Origin of the sequence: Hydrogenophaga sp. UC242_50, assembly GCF_042697355.1 — a bacterium.
GTDB lineage: Bacteria > Pseudomonadota > Gammaproteobacteria > Burkholderiales > Burkholderiaceae_C > Hydrogenophaga.
Window position 1 is genome coordinate 4,939,018 of the sequence record NZ_CP170553.1, and the last position, 19,663, is coordinate 4,958,680.

The window sequence follows — 19,663 nt, forward strand, 5'->3', positions numbered from 1 at the left end:
TGACCCCCGGGTCAAGGGCATACACACAGGCGCCATGAGGGCATCGGCCCGTAAAATGGCCGGTTCCCCGACAGAAAGCCCTTCCCATGAGCCAGCGACGCCTGTTCGTCACCACCGCCCTGCCCTATGCCAACGGCCATTTCCACATCGGCCACATCATGGAGTACATCCAGGCCGACATCTGGGTGCGTTTCCAGCGCATGCAGGGCCATGAGGTGAACTTCGTCTGCGCCGACGACGCGCACGGCGCCCCCATCATGATCGCCGCCGACAAGGCCGGCAAAACCCCGCAGCAGTTCGTGGCCGACATCGCCGCCGGCCGCAAGCCCTACCTGGACGGCTTCCACATCGGCTTCGACAACTGGCACAGCACCGACGGCCCGGAAAACCACGCGCTGGCCCAGGACGTGTACCGCGCGCTCAAGGCCAACGGCCTGATCGAGACGCGCACCATCGAGCAGTTCTTCGACCCCGAGAAGAACATGTTCCTGCCCGACCGCTTCATCAAGGGCGAGTGCCCGAACTGCCACGCCAAGGACCAGTACGGCGACAACTGCGAGGTCTGCAGCAAGGTCTACAGCCCGACCGACCTGATCAACCCCTACTCGGCCCTCTCGGGCGCCAAGCCGGTGCTCAAGCAGTCGGAGCACTTCTTCTTCAAGCTCTCCGACCCGCGCTGCCTGGCCTTTCTTGACCAGTGGACCCAGAGCGGCGCGGTGCAGCCCGAGGTGCTCAACAAGATCAGCGAGTGGATCGAACCCGGCGAGGACGGCAAGCCCAGGATGGGCGACTGGGACATCAGCCGCGACGCGCCCTACTTCGGCATCGAGATCCCGGACGCCCCGGGCAAGTACTTCTACGTGTGGCTGGACGCGCCGGTGGGCTACCTGGCCTCGCTGAAGAACCTGTTCGACAAGACCGGCCGCGACTTCGATGCCTTCATGGCCGACCCGAGCACCGAGCAGTACCACTTCATCGGCAAGGACATCATCACCTTCCACACCCTGTTCTGGCCCGCGATGCTGAAGTTCAGCGGCCGCAAGGTGCCCAACGCGGTGTTCGTGCACGGCTTCCTCACCATCAACAACGGCGAGAAGATGAGCAAGAGCCGGGGCACCGGCCTGGACCCGCTGAAGTACCTGCAGCTGGGCATGAACCCCGAGTGGCTGCGCTACTACCTGGCCGCCAAGCTGAGCAGCCGCAACGAAGACATCGACTTCAACCCCGAAGACTTCATGCTGCGCGTGAACAGCGACCTGGTGGGCAAGTACATCAACATCGCCTCGCGCGCGGCCGGCTTCATCGCCAAGCGCTTCGAGGGCCGCCTGGGTGAGGTCTCGGCCGACGGCGACGCGCTGCTCGACCACCTGCAGAGCGCCGCGCCCAGCGTCGCCGAGCTCTACGCCGAGCGCGAGTACGGCAAGGCGCTGCGCGAGATCATGCTGCTGGCCGACCGCGTGAATGCCTATGTGGACCAGAACAAACCCTGGGAACTCGCCAAGCAGGAGGGCATGGACGGCCGCCTGCACGACGTGTGCACCACCTGCATCGAGGCCTTCCGCCTGCTCACGCTCTACCTCAAGCCAGTGCTGCCCGCGCTCGCCGCGCAGGTGGAGGACTTCCTGCAGGCCGCGCCGCTGCAGTTCGCCCACACCACGCGCCTGCTCGGCAAGGGGCACGCGATCAAGGCCTACCAGCACCTGATGCAGCGCGTGGATGTGAAGCAGCTCGACGCCCTGTTCGAGCCGCCACCGGCGCCCGCGCAGGCCGTCACAGTGCCGGGGGGCGAGCCCATCGCCGACACGATCACCATCGACGACTTCGCCAAGATCGACCTGCGCATCGCGCAGATCGTGAACTGCGAGGCGGTGGAAGGTTCGAGCAAGCTGCTGCGCCTCACGCTCGACGTGGGCGAGGGCCGCACGCGCAACGTGTTCAGCGGCATCGCCAGCGCCTACGCGCCCGAAGACCTGGTGGGCAAGCTCACCGTGGTGGTGGCGCAACCTCGCGCCGCGCAAGATGAAGTTCGGCGTCAGCGAAGGCATGGTGCTGGCCGCCAGCCACGCCGACGAGAACGCCGAACCCGGCATCCACGTGCTCAACCCCTGGCCGGGCGCCACGCCGGGCATGCGGGTGCGCTGAACGGCGGTCCGCCCGTGTTCAAACCGATCCGGGGCTTCACCAGTCTGCAGCGCACGCCGCAGACCGATCTGAAGCTCGGCTCGGTGCTGGCCTTCGTGGCGGGGGCGGCCAACGCGGGCGGCCTGCTCGCCGTGGGCCAGTACACCTCGCACATGACGGGCATCGTGTCCTCGGTGGCCGACCACCTGGTGCTGGGCGAACTCACGCTGGCCCTGGCCGGCCTGGGCTCGGTGCTGGCCTTCCTGCTCGGGGCCATGACCACGGCCTGGCTGGTGAACTGGGGCCTGCGCCGCGAACTGCGCAGCGCCTACGGCCTGCCCCTGGTGCTGGAGGCCGCCGCGCTGCTGGTGTTCGGCCTGTTCGGTGCCGCCATGGGTTTCATGACGCCGGTCTTCCTGCCGCTCACCGTGGTGCTGCTGTGTTTCATCATGGGCCTGCAGAACGCGGTGATCACCAAGATCTCGCGCGCGACCATCCGCACCACCCACGTCACCGGCCTGGTGACCGACCTGGGCATCGAGCTGGGCAAGCTGCTCTACGTGAACCGGCAACCGGGCGCCGCGCCGGTGCGGGCCCACCGCGGCCGGCTGCGCGTGCACGGCCAGCTGATCGCCTGCTTCTTCTTCGGCGGGCTGGCCGGCGCGCTGGGCTTCAAGCACCTGGGTTTCATCAGCACCCTGCCGCTGGCGCTGATGCTCCTGCTGCTGGTGATGCGCCCGGCACTGGACGACTGGCAGCGGCTGCGGGCAGCCGCCTGACGCCGCCGCTCAGCGGTTCTTGTCCAGGTCCGGGTCGCGCACCGACATCGTGCGCACCACCTTGAGGTCGGCGTCGAACACCACGGTGAAGACCTGGGACTCGCCCACGTTCGGGCTTTCGAAGTAGCGCCAGTCGTAGTGCGTCTCGCGCTTGAGCGCGTAGGTGGTGATCTTCATGGGCTTGCCCAGCATGCGGCGCACCGCCTCCATGGGCATGCCGGGCTGCACCTGGGCAAAGGTGCGCGGGTTGAGCACCTGGCGCAGCGAGGCCATCTTGCCGTCCGGGCCGATGGTGATCATGTAGTTGGTGTGGCCCGCGGGCTGGCGGTTGTACTCGTAGATCTGCGCGCCGTCCTCGCCTTCCCACACCGCCTCGGGCGCGCCGAAGCGATCGCGCACGTCGGCCTCGGTGGACACACCCTCTTCCAGCTCGCTGATGTTCTGCGGGTCGCAGGCCGCGAGCAGGCCCGCCAGGCCGAGCCCGCCCAGCAACGCCAGCGCGCCACGCCACGTCTTGCCCATCGCCGCTGTTCGCATGTCGGTCCTTGTCCAGATCAAAAGGCCAGTCTAATGCCCGACCCCATGGCTCAAGCTTGGCGGGCGGCACGAACCGTAGCCAAAGGTAACATCGGCCCATGTTCCAAGGCCTGCCGCCCCTGGCGCCGTTCCGCCCCCGCCTGCTGAAAGACCTGCAAGGCTACAACCGCGACAAGCTCGCGCGCGACGTGGGTGCGGGTGCCACGGTGGGCATCGTGGCGCTGCCGCTGGCGATGGCCTTCGCGATCGCCAGCGGCCTCAAGCCCGAGGCCGGCCTGTGGACCGCGATCATCGCGGGCTTCCTGATCTCGGCCCTGGGCGGCACATCGATGCAGATCGGCGGCCCGGCCGGCGCCTTCATCGTCATCGTCTACGGCATCGTCGAGCGCTACGGCGTGGCCAACCTGCTGATCGCCACCGCCAGCGCGGGCGTGCTGCTGTTCCTGCTGGGCCTCTTCCGGCTCGGCACGCTGGTGCGCTACGTGCCGGTGAGTGTCGTGATCGGCTTCACCAACGGCATCGCGGTGCTGATCGCGCTGTCGCAGGTGCGCGACCTGCTCGGGCTGGAAATCGCGAAGATGCCAGGCAGCTTTTTCGGCCAGATGAAGGCCCTGGCGCTGCACCTCGACAGCTTCAACCCCTTCGCCTTCGCGCTCGGCGGCCTGTGCGTGCTGGGCCTGTTCGTCTGGCCGCGCCTGTGGGCGGTGGACTTCCAGTTCCGCCGCCAGATCGAGAAGCTGGACCGGGTGAGCGCGCTCAAGGCCACCTCGCGCCTGCCCGGCCCGGTGGTGGCCCTGGTCACGCTCACGCTGCTGGCCTGGGCCCTGAGCCTGCCGGTGGAGACCATCGGCACGCGCTTTGGCGGCATCCCGCGCGGCACGCCGGCCTTCGAGCTGCCCGACTTCTCGTGGGAGACGGTGCGCCTGCTGGTCACGCCCACGCTGACCATCGCGCTGCTGGGCGCCATCGAATCGCTGCTGTGCGCGCGCGTGGCCGACCAGCTGAGCGACGCGCCCAAACACGACCCCAACCAGGAGCTGATGGCGCAAGGCATCGCCAACGCCGTGGTGCCGTTTTTCGGCGGCATGCCCGCCACCGGCACCATCGCGCGCACCGTGACCAACATCCGCTCGGGCGCCGCCTCGCCGGTGGCCGGCATGGTGCACGCGCTCACGCTGGCCGCCGTGGTGCTGGTGGCCGCGCCCCTGGCGTACCACATCCCGCTGGCGGTGCTGGCCGGTGTGCTGCTGTTCGTGGCCTGGAACATGGGCGAGTGGCGCGAGTTCGGGCGCCTGAGGCAGTTCAGCAACCACTACCGGTTGATGCTGCTGTCCACCTTCTTCGTCACCATCGTCTTCGACCTCACGGTGGCGGTCGAGCTCGGTCTGGTGCTGGCGGTGGTGCTGTTCGTGCGCCGCCAGAGCGAGATCTTCCGCGCCGAGCCGGTGGCGCGCACCGAGCAGCAGGCCACCTACAAGCTCTACGGCTCGCTGTTCTTCGGCGCCGTCGCCAAGATCGACCCCATCGTTGCGGACGTGGAGCGCTCGCCCACGCCGATCAACGTGATGCTGGACGCCAGCCACATGATCTCGCTCGACACCACCGGGCTGGACGCGCTGGAACAGCTGCACAAGGCGGTGCACAAGCGCGGCGGCCACCTGGGCATGGTGGGCCTGCACGCCCAGCCGCGTTCGCTGATCGAACGCTCGGGCTTCGCGGGGCGGCTGAACACCTTCCAGTGAGGCCTCGGGGCGGCCCGGTAAAATCGGCCTCTTTCCCCCCGCGCACCACCGAGCCCACCATGTCCATCTTCCGCCGCCCCGACTACCAATCCGACACGACGCAGTTCATCGAACAGCTCAAGGCCGGCAAGCCGGGGCTGGAGCAGTCGCAGCGCCAGGGGCGCGCCCTGCTCTGGGACAAGCAGATCGACCGCGAATTCCAGGCCAAGGCCGAGGCCGCCCGCGTGCCCCAGCAGCCCTACGTCTACCAGACCGGTTCCGACCACGCCTGACCGGCCTCCTGAATGAGCGATCCGCACACGCTCAACGAGGCCCCTCAGGGCCTGGACGATGTCCTGCCATCGGTGGTGGACCACGTGGCGCTGGCGCGGCTCTACGGCGAACCGCTGTTCGCCATGCCGCGCGACCTGTACATCCCGCCGGACGCGCTGCAGATCTTCCTGGAGGCCTTCGAGGGCCCGCTGGACCTGCTGCTCTACCTGATCCGCAAGCAGAACTTCAACATCCTCGACATTCCGATGGCGGCGGTGACCCGCCAGTACCTCACCTACGTCGATGAGATCCGCGCCAGCAACCTGGAGCTGGCGGCCGAGTACCTGCTGATGGCGGCCATGCTGATCGAGATCAAGTCGCGCATGCTGCTGCCGCCCAAGAAGACGGCCGAGGGCGAGGAACCGGAAGACCCGCGCGCCGAGCTGGTGCGCCGCCTGCTCGAGTACGAACAAATGAAGCTGGCCGCGCACCGCCTGGCCGACAGCCCGCAGTACGGCCGCGATTTCCTGCGCGCCCAGGTCTATGTGGAACAGGCGCTGGCGCCGCGCTTCCCGGACGTGAACGCGATCGACCTGCAAAGCGCCTGGCGCGACATCCTCAAGCGCGCCAAGCTCGTGCAGCACCACAAGATCAGCCGCGAGGAGCTCTCGGTGCGCGAGCACATGAGCATCGTGCTGCGCCACCTGCAGGGCCGCAAGTTCGTCGAATTCGGCGAACTGTTCGATCCCTCGCAAGGCTCGCCGGTGCTGGTGGTCACCTTCATCGCCATGCTCGAACTCGCCAAGGAAACGCTGATCGAGCTGACCCAGGCCGAGGCTTTCGCCCCCATCTACGTGCGGCTCGCCTACACCCCTGCATGAGCACCCCCACGCTCCGCCGCTGCGCGGGTCGCTGCCCCCCGAGGGGGCTGGGCCGCCTTGGGAGCGGCCCGGCGTCGGCCCTGTCCCTCTTCCTCCTCTCTCCGCCATGACCGACCAACACCGCTTCGACGTCCTCATCATCGGCAGCGGCCTGGCCGGTCTCACCGCCGCGCTGCACCTGGCCAAGACCCACCGCGTGGCGGTGATCACCAAGCGCGCGCTCAGCGACGGCTCGAGCAACTGGGCGCAGGGCGGCATTGCCGCCGTGCTGGCCGAGGGCGACAGCGTGGCCTCGCACGTGGAAGACACCCTGGTGGCCGGCGCCGGCCTGTGCGACCTGGAAGCCACGCAGTTCACGGTGGAGAACGCCCCGGCCGCCATCGCCTGGCTGCAGGAACTCGGCGTGCCGTTCTCGCTGGAAGACGGCGAGCTGCACCTGACCCGCGAGGGCGGCCACAGCCACCGCCGCATCGTGCACGCGGCCGACGCCACCGGCGCGGCGGTGCAGGCCACGCTGATCGATCGCGTGCGCGCCACGCCCGAGATCCAGCTGTTCGAGCACCACATGCTGGTCGACCTCATCACCGACCGCAAACACCCGGGCACCGATGGCCAGCCGCGCTGCTTCGGCGCCTACGTGCTGGACACCGAGCGCGACGAGGTCCTGACCTTCAGCGCCACCCATACCGTGCTGGCGCACGGGCGGCGCGGGCAAGGTCTACCTCTACACCACCAACCCCGACACCGCGACCGGTGACGGCATCGCCGCGGCCTGGCGCGCCGGCTGCCAGGTGGGGAACATGGAATTCATCCAGTTCCACCCGACCTGCCTGTACCACCCGCACGCCAAGAGCTTCCTCATCACCGAGGCGGTGCGCGGCGAGGGCGGCCACCTCAAGCTGCCGCCCCACCTGGGCAGCCACCGTTTCATGCCCGACCACGACCCGCGCGCCGAACTCGCGCCGCGCGACGTGGTGGCGCGCGCGATCGACTTCGAGATGAAGAAGCACGGGCTGGACTGCGTGCACCTGGACATCTCGCACCAGCCGCCCGAGTTCCTGCACGAGCACTTCCCCAACATCCTCGCGCGCTGCGCCGAGCTGGGCATCGACATCACGCGCGAGCCGATTCCCGTGGTACCGGCCGCGCACTACATCTGCGGCGGCGTGGTGACCGACCTGGCCGGCCACACCGACATCGCCGGCCTGTACGCGGTGGGCGAAACCACCTGCACCGGCCTGCACGGCGCCAACCGCCTGGCCAGCAACTCGCTGGTGGAGTGCATGGTGTTCGCGCAAGGCGCGGTCAACGCGATCCGCAACGCCCCGGCGGCACCCGCCGCGCCGGCCGCGCCGCTGTGGGACGACAGCCGCGTGACCGACGCCGACGAGCAGGTGGTGATCTCGCACAACTGGGACGAGCTGCGCCGCTTCATGTGGGACTACGTGGGCATCGTGCGCACCAACAAGCGGCTGGAGCGCGCGGCGCACCGCATCGCGCTGCTGCAGCGCGAGATCCAGGAGTTCTACTCGCAGTTCCACGTCACGCGCGACCTGCTGGAGCTGCGCAACCTGGTGCAGGTGGCCGACCTGATCGTGAAGTCCGCCCTGTTGCGGCACGAGAGCCGCGGCCTGCACTTCAGCCGCGACTACCCCGGGCTGCTGCCCGAGGCAAAACCGACGATCCTCGTTCCCCCGAGCCGATAAACCGGGTTCAGGCCGCGCCGATGTTCGGGATGAGCGCGCCGGGGTTCTGACCGTTGCGCTGCGCACCGGTGAAGGCCAGCATGCGGTCGATCGGCCGGCGCGCCAGCGGGATCAGCGCCGGGTCGACGTGGATCTCGTTGAGGCCTTTTTCCAGGATCTGCGCCACGCCCGCCAGGCCGTTCATCGCCATCCAGGGGCAGTGCGCGCAGCTCTTGCAGGTGGCGCTGTTGCCGGCCGTGGGCGCCTCGATGAACACCTTGCCCGGATTCTGCTGGCGCAGCATGTGCATCATGCCGTTGTCGGTCGCGACGATGAACTCGGGCGCGTCCAGCGTGCGCGCGGCCTTCAGGATGGCCGAGGTCGAGCCCACGGCATCGGCCAGCGCGATCACGTCGGCCGGGCTTTCCGGGTGCACCAGCACCTTGGCCTTGGGGTGCTCCTTCTTGAGCGCTTCGAGCTCGAAGGCCTTGAACTCGTCGTGCACGATGCACGAGCCGGTCCACATCACCATGTCGGCGCCGGTCTCGCGCTGGATGTAGGCCCCCAGGTGCTTGTCGGGCGCCCACAGGATCTTATGGCCCTTCTCCTTGAGCGCCTGCACGATGTCGAGCGCGCAGCTGGAGGTGACCAGCCAGTCCGAGCGCGCCTTCACGGCCGCGCTGGTGTTGGCGTAGACCACCACGGTGCGGTCGGGGTGGGCATCGCAGAAGGCGTTGAACTCGTCGATCGGGCAACCCAGGTCAAGCGAGCAGTTCGCGTCGAGGTCGGGCATGAGCACGGTCTTTTCGGGGCTCAGGATCTTGGCGGTCTCGCCCATGAAGCGCACGCCCGAGACCACCAGCGTGGTGGCCGCGTGGTCGCGGCCGAAGCGCGCCATCTCCAGCGAATCGCTCACGATGCCGCCGGTCTCGATGGCGAGGTCCTGCAGGTCGGGGTGCACGTAGTAGTGCGACACCATGACCGCGTTGCGCTCCTTCAGCAACTGGCGGATGCGCTCCTTGAGCGCGGCGCGCTGCTTCGGGCCGGGCTCGACCGGCACGCGCGCCCAGGCATGCTGCGTGGGGCAGGCCGGCTGTTCGTATTCCACGTCGATGACGGAAGGGTCTGCGGTGTTCATGGGGTCGTTGTGTCTCGGAGTTCCGACGCCTCAGAGCGTCTGGAAACGCATGGAAAAGTCGGTGGCCTTGACGTCCTTGGTGAGGGCGCCGACAGAGATGCGGTCGACCCCGGTTTCTGCAAGGGCCCGCACGGTGTCCAGGTTCACGCCACCGGAGATTTCGAGAATCGCGCGGCCGGCGTTGAGCCGCACCGCCGCGTGGAGCGTGGGAATGTCCATGTTGTCGAGCAGCACCATGGTGGCGCCGCAGGCCAGGGCCTCTTCGAGCTGGGCCAGGGTCTCGACCTCGATCTCGACGAAACGCGCCTCCGGCGCGGTCTCGCGCACGCGCTGCAGCACCTGGGCCACGCCGCCGGCCGCGGCAATGTGGTTTTCCTTGATCAGCACCGCGTCGTACAGGCCGATGCGGTGGTTCACGCCGCCGCCGGCCTTCACCGCGTATTTCTGGGCCAGGCGCAGGCCCGGCAGGGTCTTGCGCGTGTCCACGATCTGCGCGCGCGTGCCGGCCACGGTGTCGACGAAGGTGGCGGTCTTGGTGCGACGGCCGAGAGCAGCTGCAGGAAGTTGAGCGCGGTGCGCTCGGCCGTGAGCAGCGCCTGCGCGCGGCCTTCGATGGCGAGCACGGTCTGGTCGGCGGCGCAGCGCTGGCCTTCGCCCACGTGCCAGGTCAGCGTGGCCTGGGGGTCGAGCGCGTGCACGGCGGCTTCCACCCAGGGCGTGCCGCAGATCACGGCCGCTTCGCGCGCCAGAATGCGCGCCTGCGCGGGGCGCTGCGCGTCCACCAGCGCGGCGGTCAGGTCACCCGCGCCCACGTCTTCGGCCAGCGCCAGCGCCACGTCGCGCCGGGCCAGCTCCTGCACGTCGGCCTGGGTGAATTCAGAGAGGTGTTTCATGGGGCGCAAGCATAGCGGTTTGGTCTATAGTGCCCGATTCTCACCCACCCCCAACCCCTGCGGGATTTCCAGATGAGCACCCCCACAAACCCCACGCCCATTGCGCACCCCCTACGGCACCCTGCCCGCGGCCTCGCCCCTGCCCCAGCGCAAGCCGGTGAGCCTGCCCCGGTTGAACGAGCTGCGCGAGCGGGGCGAGAAGATCACCATGCTCACCGCCTACGACGCGACCTTCGCCGCCGTGGCCGACGCCGCCGGCGTGGAATGCATCCTGGTCGGTGATTCGCTGGGCATGGTGTGCCAGGGCCTGGCCAGCACGGCCGGCGTGACGCTGGAGACCATGGCCTACCACGTGGAGAGCGTGGCGCGCGGCCTGCGCCGCGTGCAGGGCACGGCCTGGCTGCTCGGCGACCTGCCGTTCGGCAGCTATCACGAGTCCAAGGAACAGGCCATGCGCAGCGCGGCGCAGCTGGTGCATGCGGGCGCCCACATGATCAAACTCGAAGGCGGCGGCTGGACGGCCGAGACCGTGCGGTTCCTGGTGGAGCGCGGCATCCCCGTGTGCGCCCACCTGGGCCTGACCCCGCAGACCGTGCACGCCCTGGGCGGCTACCGCGTGCAGGGCCGTGGCGACGCGGCCGCGCTCACGCTCAAGCGCCACGCGCTGGAGCTGCAGGACGCCGGCGCCACCATGCTGGTGCTCGAGATGGTGCCGGCCGCGCTGTCGGCCGAGATCACCGGCCAGCTGCCGCACTGCCACACCATCGGCATCGGCGCGGGCAAGGGCACGGCCGGCCAGGTGCTGGTGATGCACGACATGCTCGGCGTCAACCTGGGCAAGAACCCGAAGTTCGTGCGCAACTTCATGGAAGGCGCCAGCAGCGTGCGCGACGCCATGGCCGCCTACGTGGCCGCGGTGAAGGACGGCAGCTTCCCCGACGACAGCCTGCACGCCTGGTAAATCAACGATCCACCCATGAAACTCGTTCACACCATCGAAGAGTTGCGCGCCACGCTGCGGCCCTTCAACGCGCCTGCCCTCGTGCCCACCATGGGCAACCTGCACGACGGCCACCTGGATCTGGTGCGCGCCGCCAAACCCCTGGGCGACGTGACCGTGGCGCAGCATCTTCGTCAACCGCCTGCAGTTCGCGCCGCACGAGGACTTCGATACCTACCCCCGCACCCTGCAGGCCGATTGCGACAAGCTCGCCGCCGAAGGCTGCGACGTGGTGTTCGCCCCGTCGGAAAAGGAGCTGTACCCCGAGCCCCAGGGCTTCAAGGTGCAGCCGCCCGCCGAGCTCGCCGACATCCTCGAAGGCCATTTCCGGCCCGGTTTCTTCACCGGGGTCTGCACCGTGGTGATGAAGCTGTTCCAGTGCGTGCTGACCGAGGGCAAGGGCCCGCGCCACGCGGTCTTCGGCCAGAAGGACTACCAGCAGCAGATGGTGATCCGCCGCATGGCGCAGCAGTTCGCCCTGCCGGTGACCATCGTGAGCGTGCCCACGCAGCGCGCGGCCGATGGCCTGGCGCTGAGTTCGCGCAATGGTTACCTGAGCGAGACCGAGCGCGCCGAGGCGGTGCAGCTCTCGCTGGCCTTGCGGGCGCTGGGGCGCGACGCCCTGGCCGCCGCCGATGGCCTGGCGCGGCACCTGCCGGGGCTGGAAGAACGCGCCATGAAGGCCCTGGCCGCGCGCGGCTGGCAGCCCGACTACCTCACCGTGCGCCGCCGCGCCGACCTGCAGGCGCCGCAGGCCGGCGACCCGCTGGTGGTGCTGGGCGCCGCGCGCCTGGGCAAGACGCGCCTGATCGACAACTTCGAAATCTGAGCTCCCGGAGGTCCGCCATGCTGCAACTGCGCCCCAATTGCGAATGCTGCAACCGGGACTTGCCCAACGAAAGCACCGAGGCGCGCATCTGCACCTTCGAATGCACGTTCTGCAGCGACTGCGCCGACACCCGGCTGAACCACATCTGCCCCAATTGCGGCGGTGAACTGGTGCGTCGCCCACGCCGGCCGGCGGCGGCGCTGGCGCGGCATCCGGCCTCGACCGAGCGCGTGCTCAAGCCCGAGGGCTGCGCATCTGCGGCGGCCTAGAGGCCTTCTTCTTTCGGGTCGCGCCCCATGAGCGCGGCCACGGCCTGCGCTGGCTTGAGCCGGCCTTCGATCAAGGCCACCACGCCTTCGCTGATCGGCATGTCCACGCCGAGCAGGCGCGCGCGCTGCACCGCGGTGCGGGCGCTGTACACCCCCTCGGCCACGTGGCCCAGCGAGTCCACCGCCTGCTGAAGGCTCATGCCCTGCGCCAGCAGCTGGCCGACACGGCGGTTGCGCGAGAGATCGCCGGTGGCGGTGAGCACCAGATCACCCAGGCCCGACAGGCCCATGAAGGTCTCGGCGCGCGCGCCGAGGGCCAACCCCAGGCGCGTCATTTCGGCCAGGCCGCGCGTGATCAGCGCGGCGCGCGCGTTCAGGCCCAGGTCCAGGCCGTCGCACAGGCCGGTGGCGATGGCCAGCAGGTTCTTCACCGCGCCACCCACCTCCACGCCCACGATGTCCTCGTTGGCGTACACGCGCAGCGTGGGGCTGTGGAACGCGGCCACCAGCATGTCGCGCACGCTGGCGTGTTCGCTCGCGGCCACCAAGGCGGTCGGTTGGCCCCGCGCCACTTCCTGCGCGAAGCTCGGGCCGCTGAGCACCCCGGCCTTGAGCCGTGGCGCCACCTGGGCGCGCACCTCATGGCCCAGCAGGCCATGGTGGCCCTCGCGCGGTGCCTCGAAACCCTTGCAGAGCCAGGCCACGGGCGCGGGATGCGATGCCAGCACCTGCAACATGCCGCGCAGGCCCGACATGGGCGTGCCGATGATCAGCAGGTCGGCCTCGGCCAAGGCCTTCGAGGACGCGTCCAGCGGACCGGCATCGATGCCCACCGAGGGCGGCAGGGCCACACCCGGCAGGTAGCGCCGGTTCTCGCGCTGCGCGCGCATGTCATCGGCCTGCTGCGCATCGCGCGCCCACAGCGTCACCTGGCGGAACTCGCCGCCCTGGGCGGCCGCGCCGACGGCCAGGGCGGTGCCCCAGGCGCCCGCTCCGAGCACGACGATGTTCATGGGTCCCCCGCGAGAGGACTTACTGCGTGACGATGCGCGGTGCGTCGTCGGCGGCTTGCGCCTGCTGCTGCTCGTACATGGCCTGGAAGTTGATCTCGGCCAGGTGCACCGGCGGGAAACCGCCGCGCTGGACGATGTCGGCCACGTTGCTGCGCAGGTAGGGGTAGACGATCTGCGGGCAGGCGATGCCCATGATCGGGCCCATCTGGTCCTGCGGCAGGTTGCGGATCTCGAAGATGCCAGCTTGTTTGGCCTCGACCAGGAACACGGTCTTGTCCTTGATCTTGGTGGTCACCGTGGCGGTGACGCAGACCTCGTACACGCCATCGGCCACCGGGCTGGCTTCCACGCCGAGCTGGATGTCCACCGTAGGCTGCTCCTGCTCCAGCAGGATGGCCGGGGAATTGGGTTGCTCCAGGGACGCTTCCTTGAGGTAGACGCGCTGGATCTGGAAGATGGGGTCCTGGTTTTCTGCCATGGTGGTGTCTCGAAAGATTCGGGGAGGAAAAAACAAACCCGCCGGGGATCGAAGTCCCTGCGGCGGGCACTGCCCGGGATTATGTCAGCCCGGCAAGGCGGCTTTGTGACTCAGGCCTGCAGCATCGGCACCAGGCCGCCGCGCCCATCGAGCGCGTGCAGGTCGTCGCAGCCGCCCACATGGGTGTCCCCGATGAAGATCTGCGGCACGCTGGTGCGCCCGGTGAGCTGGGTCATCTGGGCGCGCAGTTCGGGCTTGCCGTCCACGTACACCTCTTCCAGGTCGGACACGCCCCGCCGGTCGAGCAGGGCCCGGGCCCGGCTGCAATACGGACAGTACGCGCTGGTGAACATCTTGACCTTGGCCATGCGGAAATCCTGTCGAACCCGATGAAAAACAAGCCCAGATGATCAGGCTTTTTCCACGGGCAGGTTGGCGGTGCGCCAGGCACCCATGCCACCGGTCAGGGCATGCGCGTTCTCGTAACCCAGCTTCTTGGCGATGGCCACGCCCTTGTTCGCGCTCGCGCCATTGGCGCACACGAAGATCAGCGGCAGCGCCTTGTTCTTGACCGTGGTGGGCAACTTGGCCTCCAGGTCGGCCAGAGGCAGGTTTTTCGCGCCGATCACGTGGCCCGACGCAAAACCGTCGGCGTCGCGCACGTCCACCACCACCGCCTTGTCGCGGTTCATGAGCTGCACGGCCTCGGTCGTGTTGAGGGACCCCGCGCGACCGCCGGCAGAGGCCAGCGGCCAGAGCAGGAAGGCCCCCGACGTGATGGCCACGGCAATCAGAACCCAGTTTTCGATGAAGAAACTCACAGATACACCTTTCGAGTAAGCCCGGGATTTTAGAATGCTTGGCTGTGCCGCGCCGGCCACACCCCGGTGGCACGTCACCCGACAGGCCGGTTGGCCCGGCTTGTGATCCCCCCGTCCGTCCCCATTTCCGCTCTTCAACGCACGCCCTGCCCATGTACAAACTCGTCCTGATTCGCCATGGCGAATCCACCTGGAACCTGGAAAACCGCTTCACCGGCTGGACCGACGTGGACCTCACCGCCACCGGCCTGGAGCAGGCCAAGAACGCCGGCCGTCTGCTCAAGGCCGATGGTTACGACTTCGATCTGGCCTACACCAGCGTGCTCAAGCGCGCCACGCGCACCCTGTGGCACGCGCTGGACGAGATGGACCGCACCTGGTTGCCGGTGGTGCACAGCTGGCGCCTCAACGAGCGCCACTATGGTGCATTGCAGGGCCTGAACAAGGCCGACATGGCCAAAAAATACGGCGACGAGCAGGTGCTGGTCTGGCGGCGCAGCTACGACACGCCACCGCCGGCCCTGGAGGCCACGGACCCGCGCAGCGAGCGCGGCGACCGGCGCTACGACCGCCTCAAGCCCGAGGAAATCCCGCTCACCGAGTGCCTCAAGGACACGGTGGCACGTGTCTTGCCCTTCTGGAACGAAGCCATGGCGCCGGCGATCAAGGCCGGCAAACGGGTGGTGGTGGCGGCGCATGGCAACAGCATCCGCGCCCTGGTGAAGTACCTCGATGGCATTTCCGACAACGACATCGTGGGCGTGAACATCCCGAACGGCATTCCACTGGTGTACGAACTCGACGCGGATCTGAAACCGATCCGGCATTTCTACCTGGGCGATGCCGAGGCGGCGGCGAAGGCCGCGGCGGCGGTGGCCGCGCAGGGCAAGGCCTGAAACCGGCGATCCGTCACGACAACCCGGGGAATACCACTGTGGAGCCCCGGGAACCGAAGCATCTCGCCATGCTCCAAGGTGTATATTGACCCGAGAGGGTCCCGCAGGCCCTGCACGGGCTTTTTTACTGGGGTATTTCGATGGCAAAACAGGTGAGTCACAAGCTGAAGATTGCAGGCTGGGTGCGCATTGGCGTGGTCGCCGGCGCGCTGACCACGGTGCAGTTGCAGGCGGTTGCGCGCGGTGCGCTGGCCCCGCTGCCGCTGGAAGAGCTGCAGCAGCTCGCCGCCGTCTTCGGCATGGTCAAGAGCGACTATGTGGAACCGGTGGACGAGAAGAAGCTCATCTCCGAAGCCATTTCGGGCATGGTCGCGAGTCTGGACCCGCATTCGCAGTATTTCGACAAGAAGTCGTTCAAGGAATTCCGCGAAGGCACCAGCGGGCGCTTCGTCGGCGTGGGCATTGAAATCACGATGGAGGACGGCCTGGTCAAGGTGGTTTCGCCCATCGAGGACTCCCCCGCCTTCCGCGCCGGCCTCAAGACCGGCGACCTGATCACCAAGATCGACGACACCCAGGTCAAGGGCCTGAGCATCAACGACGCCGTCAAGCTCATGCGCGGCGAGCCGCGCACCAAGGTGCTGCTCAACATCTACCGCAAGGACGAGAACCGCAGTTTCCCCGTGACGATCACGCGCGAGGAAATCAAGACGCAGAGCGTGAAGTCGCGCGTGGTCGAACCCGGCTACGCCTGGGTGCGCGTGTCGCAGTTCCAGGAGCGCACGATCGAGGACTTCGCCCGCAAGATGGAAGACATCTACAAGGCGGACCCCAACCTCAAGGGCATCGTGCTTGACCTGCGCAACGACCCGGGCGGCCTGCTCGACGCGGCCGTCGCCCTGTCCGCCGCCTTCCTGCCCGACAACGTGACCGTGGTCTCCACCAACGGCCAGCTCGAGGACAGCAAGTTCACCTACAAGGCCATTCCGCAGCACTACCTGCGCCGCGGCGGCACCGACCCCATCAAGCGCCTGACCGACAACACGCAGGGTGCGCTCAAGCGCGTGCCGCTGGTGGTGCTGGTCAACGAAGGCTCGGCTTCGGCCAGCGAGATCGTGGCCGGCGCCCTGCAGGACCACAAGCGCGCCACCATCCTGGGCAGCCAGACCTTCGGCAAGGGCTCGGTGCAGACGGTGCGTCCGCTGGGCCCCGACACGGGCCTCAAGCTCACCACGGCGCGCTACTACACGCCGTCGGGCAACTCCATCCAGGCCAAGGGCATCGTGCCCGACGTGATGGTCGATGAAACGCCCGAGGGCAACGTGTTCGCCGCGCTGCGCACGCGCGAAGCCGATCTGCAGAAGCACCTGAACAACGGCACCGAGGCCGTCAAGGGCGACCAGGGCATGACCGACGCCCAGCGCGCCGCCGAGCAGCAGCGCGACGAGGCCCGCGAAGCCGCGCGCAAGCGCCTGGAAGAGGAAGCCAAGAAGAACCCGAACCAGCGCCTCGTGCCCGAGTTCGGTACCGACAAGGACTTCCAGCTGACGCAGGCGCTCAACCAGCTCAAGGGCCAGCCGGTGCTGATCAGCAAGACGCTGTCGGTGCGCACCGAAGAGAAAAAAGAAAACTGATGGATGCCGCGGGCGGTGACCGCCTGCGGCAAGACCCTTGGACGACGCCCAGCTCCTGCGCTATTCGCGCCACATCCTGCTCAACGAACTCGGGGTCGAAGGCCAGGAAGCCTTGCTGGCTTCGCACGCGCTGGTGATCGGCGCGGGCGGCCTGGGCTCTCCGGTGGCGCTCTACCTGGGCAGTGCCGGTGTCGGTCACATCACGCTGGTGGACCACGACACGGTGGACGAGACCAACCTTCAGCGGCAGATCGCGCACAACCTCGCGCGTGTGGGCCACCTCAAGGCCGAATCGGCGCGCGAGGCGATCGCCGCCATCAACCCGGACGTGCGCGTCACCACTGTCACCCAGCGGGCCGATGCGGCGCTGCTGGACCAGCTGGTGTCGCAGGCCGACGTGGTGCTGGACTGCACCGACAACTTCGCCACCCGCCACGCCATCAACCGCGCCTGCGTGAATCACCGCAAGCCGCTGGTGTCGGGCGCGGCGATCCGCATGGATCGCCAGCTCAGCGTGTTCGATCCCCGCACCCCGGGCAACCCGTGTTACGCCTGCGTGTTCCCCGAGGACGCCGGTGTGGAGGAGGCCCTGTGCGCCACCATGGGCGTGTTCGCGCCGCTGGTGGGCATCGTGGGCACCATGCAGGCGGCCGAAGCGCTCAAGCTGCTGACCGGCCTGGGCTCGCGCCTCACGGGCAAGCTGCTGATGATCGATGGGCGAGACCTGGCCTTCACGCCGATCTCGCTGCCGCAGAACCCGCAATGCGCGGTCTGCGGCCAGGCCCACTGAAGCCTTTCGTCAATCGGGCCGCGGGCAAGGCCCGTGGCGCTGGCGGAATTCGCGTGGCAACTCGGCCGAGGCATCGGCGAACAGACCCTTGCGGCCCTGCCTGGCACGCGCCTCTTCGGCCTGGAACGGCCCCAGGCTGCGGCGCCACCGGTAGGACCAGGCCTGGCCTTGCGCCACCATCCAGGCGGCGATGTCGTCGTCCTGGTGCGTGAGCCTGGCCAGCCCACGGCCGTAGTCGTCGTGATGGCGCACGCTGACCGCCACCACCTGGTTCAACACCCGCCGGGCCAGCGCATCGCGCGAGGCCGTGCCGCCGGCCTGGCAGATCTCGGGCGCGTCGATGCCATCGAGGCGCAGCTTGCGGTAACGGCCACCGTCCAGCGGCTTGACCCACAGCGTGTCGCCATCGAACACGCGGCTGACCCGGGCGGCGTACACCGTGGGTTCATCCGCCGCCGCGTGCAGCGTCCCGGCGCTCGCCAGCGCCAGGACCGCGCAGAAAAGCGCCCGCCTCAACCCTTCTTGCCGCCCAGCACCAGCAGCACCGCGCCGACCACGATGGCGCCGACACCGGCCCACACCGGCACGTTGACGGTTTCCTTCTGCTTCACCGACAGCTCCAACGGCCCCAGCTTCACGGCTTCCGTGTCCTTGGTGTAGCTGAAACTGCCATACACCAGGCCGAGCACACCGGCGACAATGAGCACGATACCGACCAGCTTGGCTGCGTTCATGGGGATTTCCTCGAAGGCTTGTGCTTCCGCCGGCCGACCCGAGTGTCGGCGGCGCAGCGCAAGCGCCCATGATGCACCAAGTGCGGGCCCGCAGAGCACGCCTTGGCTCAGTTGTGGAGGACTTCCCCGGCGATCAGGCCCGCGCCCAGCCCGCCCGCCGCGGCCCCTCCCCCGCCGCCCCCTCCACCACCTCCCGCGCCGCCACGCCCCCCCGCACCGCCGCCACCGCCGCCACCGCCTTCACCGTCCCCCCGCCCGCGCGGCGCGGCGCGCCCCGGCCCCGAGGTCGGCAACAGCAGGGTGATCGGAATGGGTTCGAGCCCCAACTGGCGGCGCAGGTCGGACCGCAGGGCTTCCACCAGGGGCTGGAAGTCCGGCGATTCGCCGCGCTTGAGCGCGGTGGCGCAGGCCGCGGCCAATTCGACCTGAGGCAGCGAGCCGAACAGCACGATCTCGGCCAGCGTTTCCTCCATCTGCGTCGCGTGCTCGACCGTGGCCGGCGAGAACGACCCCGCCAGCGCGCGGTACGCCGCCACCAGCGATTTCAGGCGCTCGGTTTCCTGGCGGTTCTCGCGCTGGCGCCGCTGCTGCACCCGCTGCATCACGAGCACGCGGATCACCAGCAGCACGATGGCGACGCCCAGCGAGGCCAGCAGGGTGAGTGGCAGGGCTCCCATGTCGGTCAGGTTCACGGTGCGGCCTCGGGCGCGGCCAGGGCTTGCTGCAGGCGCGCGCGCAGGGCCTCGTACTCGGGTCGGTGGCGGGCCTTGAGGCGCCGCAGGCCGGCCTCGACCATGTCCACCTGGGCCGCCGCGTCCTCGGCCTTGATGCGCTCGATCTCGGCCTGGATCTTCTGCAGCCGCTGGCGCGCCTCGCGGCCGGCCCGGGTGCGCGGCGGCGTCTGCGCGGCCATGTCGAGCAGCAGTTCGGTGATCAGCCCGAGCTGGCGCCCATAGGTCGCCACCTCGAAGGCCTTGCGCTCGATCACCGGATCGCCCGACGCGGTGTCGATGCCGTCAAAGAACCACTGGGTGCGGGGTTCGATACGCTGCGCCACATCGCCGCTGAAGGGCAGTTGCAGCTGCGGCGCCCACAGAAAGAGCCAAGGGTACATGGGAGTCCTCCTGAAACACGGAGGACAGCTTACCCGCTCGGGCGCTCCCTGGGGGCG

The 19,663-nt window shown here is 68.6% G+C and carries 19 protein-coding genes and 4 pseudogenes; 12 read left to right on the plus strand and 11 right to left on the minus strand.

Annotated features, from left to right (window positions below):
• Positions 1-86 precede the first annotated feature (86 nt).
• Positions 87-2,142: pseudogene (gene metG, locus ACFJGX_RS25160) on the plus strand (methionine--tRNA ligase).
• A gap of 131 nt (positions 2,143-2,273) precedes the next feature.
• Positions 2,274-2,900, plus strand: a complete 627-nt coding sequence (locus ACFJGX_RS25165; protein WP_382328807.1) for a YoaK family protein — start codon at positions 2,274-2,276, stop codon at positions 2,898-2,900.
• A gap of 9 nt (positions 2,901-2,909) precedes the next feature.
• Here ACFJGX_RS25165 and bamE read toward each other — a convergent pair whose 3' ends face one another.
• On the minus strand, positions 2,910-3,437 hold the full coding sequence (gene bamE, locus ACFJGX_RS25170; protein ID WP_382323411.1) for an outer membrane protein assembly factor BamE: 528 nt from the start codon (positions 3,435-3,437) through the stop codon (positions 2,910-2,912).
• Positions 3,438-3,535: 98 nt separating this feature from the next.
• Here bamE and ACFJGX_RS25175 point away from each other — a divergent pair, with 98 nt between their 5' ends.
• The 4 genes and pseudogenes from ACFJGX_RS25175 to nadB all read left to right on the plus strand — a co-directional run bounded on the left by ACFJGX_RS25175 (position 3,536) and on the right by nadB (position 8,018).
• The gene (locus ACFJGX_RS25175; protein WP_382323410.1) at positions 3,536-5,179 is read left to right on the plus strand and encodes a SulP family inorganic anion transporter; all 1,644 of its coding nucleotides are present in this window, start codon (positions 3,536-3,538) and stop codon (positions 5,177-5,179) included.
• Between the two features lie 59 nt (positions 5,180-5,238).
• Entirely contained in the window at positions 5,239-5,451 is a 213-nt protein-coding gene (locus ACFJGX_RS25180; protein ID WP_297398212.1) for a DUF3460 family protein, read from the plus strand.
• 12 nt (positions 5,452-5,463) lie between these two features.
• Positions 5,464-6,312 (plus strand): segregation and condensation protein A, encoded by an 849-nt coding sequence (locus ACFJGX_RS25185; protein WP_382161177.1) that lies wholly within the window; start codon positions 5,464-5,466, stop codon positions 6,310-6,312.
• 106 nt (positions 6,313-6,418) lie between these two features.
• Positions 6,419-8,018, plus strand: a pseudogene (gene nadB / locus ACFJGX_RS25190) (L-aspartate oxidase).
• Positions 8,019-8,025: 7 nt separating this feature from the next.
• Here the strand turns inward: nadB and nadA are convergent.
• Both nadA and nadC read right to left on the minus strand, forming a co-directional pair.
• Positions 8,026-9,135 carry a quinolinate synthase NadA gene (gene nadA, locus ACFJGX_RS25195; RefSeq protein ID WP_382323408.1) on the minus strand — a complete coding sequence of 370 codons (1,110 nt, stop codon included), beginning with the start codon at positions 9,133-9,135 and terminating at the stop codon, positions 8,026-8,028.
• A 30-nt stretch (positions 9,136-9,165) separates the two neighbouring features.
• A pseudogene (gene nadC, locus ACFJGX_RS25200) lies at positions 9,166-10,028 on the minus strand (carboxylating nicotinate-nucleotide diphosphorylase).
• A gap of 100 nt (positions 10,029-10,128) precedes the next feature.
• Between nadC and panB the strand changes: the two are divergent.
• The 3 genes and pseudogenes from panB to ACFJGX_RS25215 all read left to right on the plus strand — a co-directional run bounded on the left by panB (position 10,129) and on the right by ACFJGX_RS25215 (position 12,126).
• Positions 10,129-10,989, plus strand: a complete 861-nt coding sequence (panB, locus tag ACFJGX_RS25205; protein ID WP_382327287.1) for a 3-methyl-2-oxobutanoate hydroxymethyltransferase — start codon at positions 10,129-10,131, stop codon at positions 10,987-10,989.
• A gap of 15 nt (positions 10,990-11,004) precedes the next feature.
• A pseudogene (panC, locus tag ACFJGX_RS25210) lies at positions 11,005-11,857 on the plus strand (pantoate--beta-alanine ligase).
• 17 nt (positions 11,858-11,874) lie between these two features.
• Entirely contained in the window at positions 11,875-12,126 is a 252-nt protein-coding gene (locus ACFJGX_RS25215; RefSeq protein WP_382323404.1) for a DUF1272 domain-containing protein, read from the plus strand.
• Here ACFJGX_RS25215 and ACFJGX_RS25220 read toward each other — a convergent pair.
• From ACFJGX_RS25220 to ACFJGX_RS25235, 4 genes are all read right to left on the minus strand, one after another.
• Positions 12,123-13,139, minus strand: coding sequence for an NAD(P)H-dependent glycerol-3-phosphate dehydrogenase (locus ACFJGX_RS25220; protein WP_382161195.1), 1,017 nt, complete (start codon positions 13,137-13,139; stop codon positions 12,123-12,125). The two genes, ACFJGX_RS25215 and ACFJGX_RS25220, sit on opposite strands and share 4 nt — an antisense overlap.
• A gap of 19 nt (positions 13,140-13,158) precedes the next feature.
• Entirely contained in the window at positions 13,159-13,617 is a 459-nt protein-coding gene (gene secB, locus ACFJGX_RS25225) for a protein-export chaperone SecB (RefSeq protein ID WP_291114995.1), read from the minus strand.
• A gap of 110 nt (positions 13,618-13,727) precedes the next feature.
• Entirely contained in the window at positions 13,728-13,985 is a 258-nt protein-coding gene (grxC, locus tag ACFJGX_RS25230) for a glutaredoxin 3 (RefSeq protein ID WP_291114993.1), read from the minus strand.
• 42 nt (positions 13,986-14,027) lie between these two features.
• Complete coding sequence (locus ACFJGX_RS25235; RefSeq protein WP_382161198.1) at positions 14,028-14,438, minus strand: rhodanese-like domain-containing protein; 411 nt, start codon at positions 14,436-14,438, stop codon at positions 14,028-14,030.
• Between the two features lie 152 nt (positions 14,439-14,590).
• On the opposite strand from ACFJGX_RS25235, the gene gpmA reads away from it, so the two are divergent.
• From gpmA to ACFJGX_RS25250, 3 genes are all read left to right on the plus strand, one after another.
• Positions 14,591-15,334 (plus strand): 2,3-diphosphoglycerate-dependent phosphoglycerate mutase, encoded by a 744-nt coding sequence (gene gpmA, locus ACFJGX_RS25240; protein ID WP_382327289.1) that lies wholly within the window; start codon positions 14,591-14,593, stop codon positions 15,332-15,334.
• A 152-nt stretch (positions 15,335-15,486) separates the two neighbouring features.
• Positions 15,487-16,968 (plus strand): S41 family peptidase, encoded by a 1,482-nt coding sequence (locus tag ACFJGX_RS25245; RefSeq protein WP_382327291.1) that lies wholly within the window; start codon positions 15,487-15,489, stop codon positions 16,966-16,968.
• A gap of 37 nt (positions 16,969-17,005) precedes the next feature.
• Entirely contained in the window at positions 17,006-17,758 is a 753-nt protein-coding gene (locus tag ACFJGX_RS25250; protein WP_382323403.1) for a HesA/MoeB/ThiF family protein, read from the plus strand.
• A gap of 9 nt (positions 17,759-17,767) precedes the next feature.
• Here ACFJGX_RS25250 and ACFJGX_RS25255 read toward each other — a convergent pair whose 3' ends face one another.
• From ACFJGX_RS25255 to ACFJGX_RS25270, 4 genes are all read right to left on the minus strand, one after another.
• Positions 17,768-18,274 (minus strand): thermonuclease family protein, encoded by a 507-nt coding sequence (locus ACFJGX_RS25255; protein WP_382323402.1) that lies wholly within the window; start codon positions 18,272-18,274, stop codon positions 17,768-17,770.
• Positions 18,271-18,492: a hypothetical protein gene (locus ACFJGX_RS25260; RefSeq protein ID WP_291114983.1), complete on the minus strand. Its 222-nt coding sequence runs from the start codon at positions 18,490-18,492 to the stop codon at positions 18,271-18,273. Before ACFJGX_RS25260 ends, ACFJGX_RS25255 begins: the two co-directional genes overlap by 4 nt.
• A 107-nt stretch (positions 18,493-18,599) precedes the next feature.
• Positions 18,600-19,184, minus strand: coding sequence for a preprotein translocase subunit YajC (locus ACFJGX_RS25265; RefSeq protein WP_382323401.1), 585 nt, complete (start codon positions 19,182-19,184; stop codon positions 18,600-18,602).
• Positions 19,181-19,606, minus strand: a complete 426-nt coding sequence (locus ACFJGX_RS25270) for a hypothetical protein (protein ID WP_382323400.1) — start codon at positions 19,604-19,606, stop codon at positions 19,181-19,183. Before ACFJGX_RS25270 ends, ACFJGX_RS25265 begins: the two co-directional genes overlap by 4 nt.
• Between the last annotated feature and the right edge of the window lie 57 nt (positions 19,607-19,663).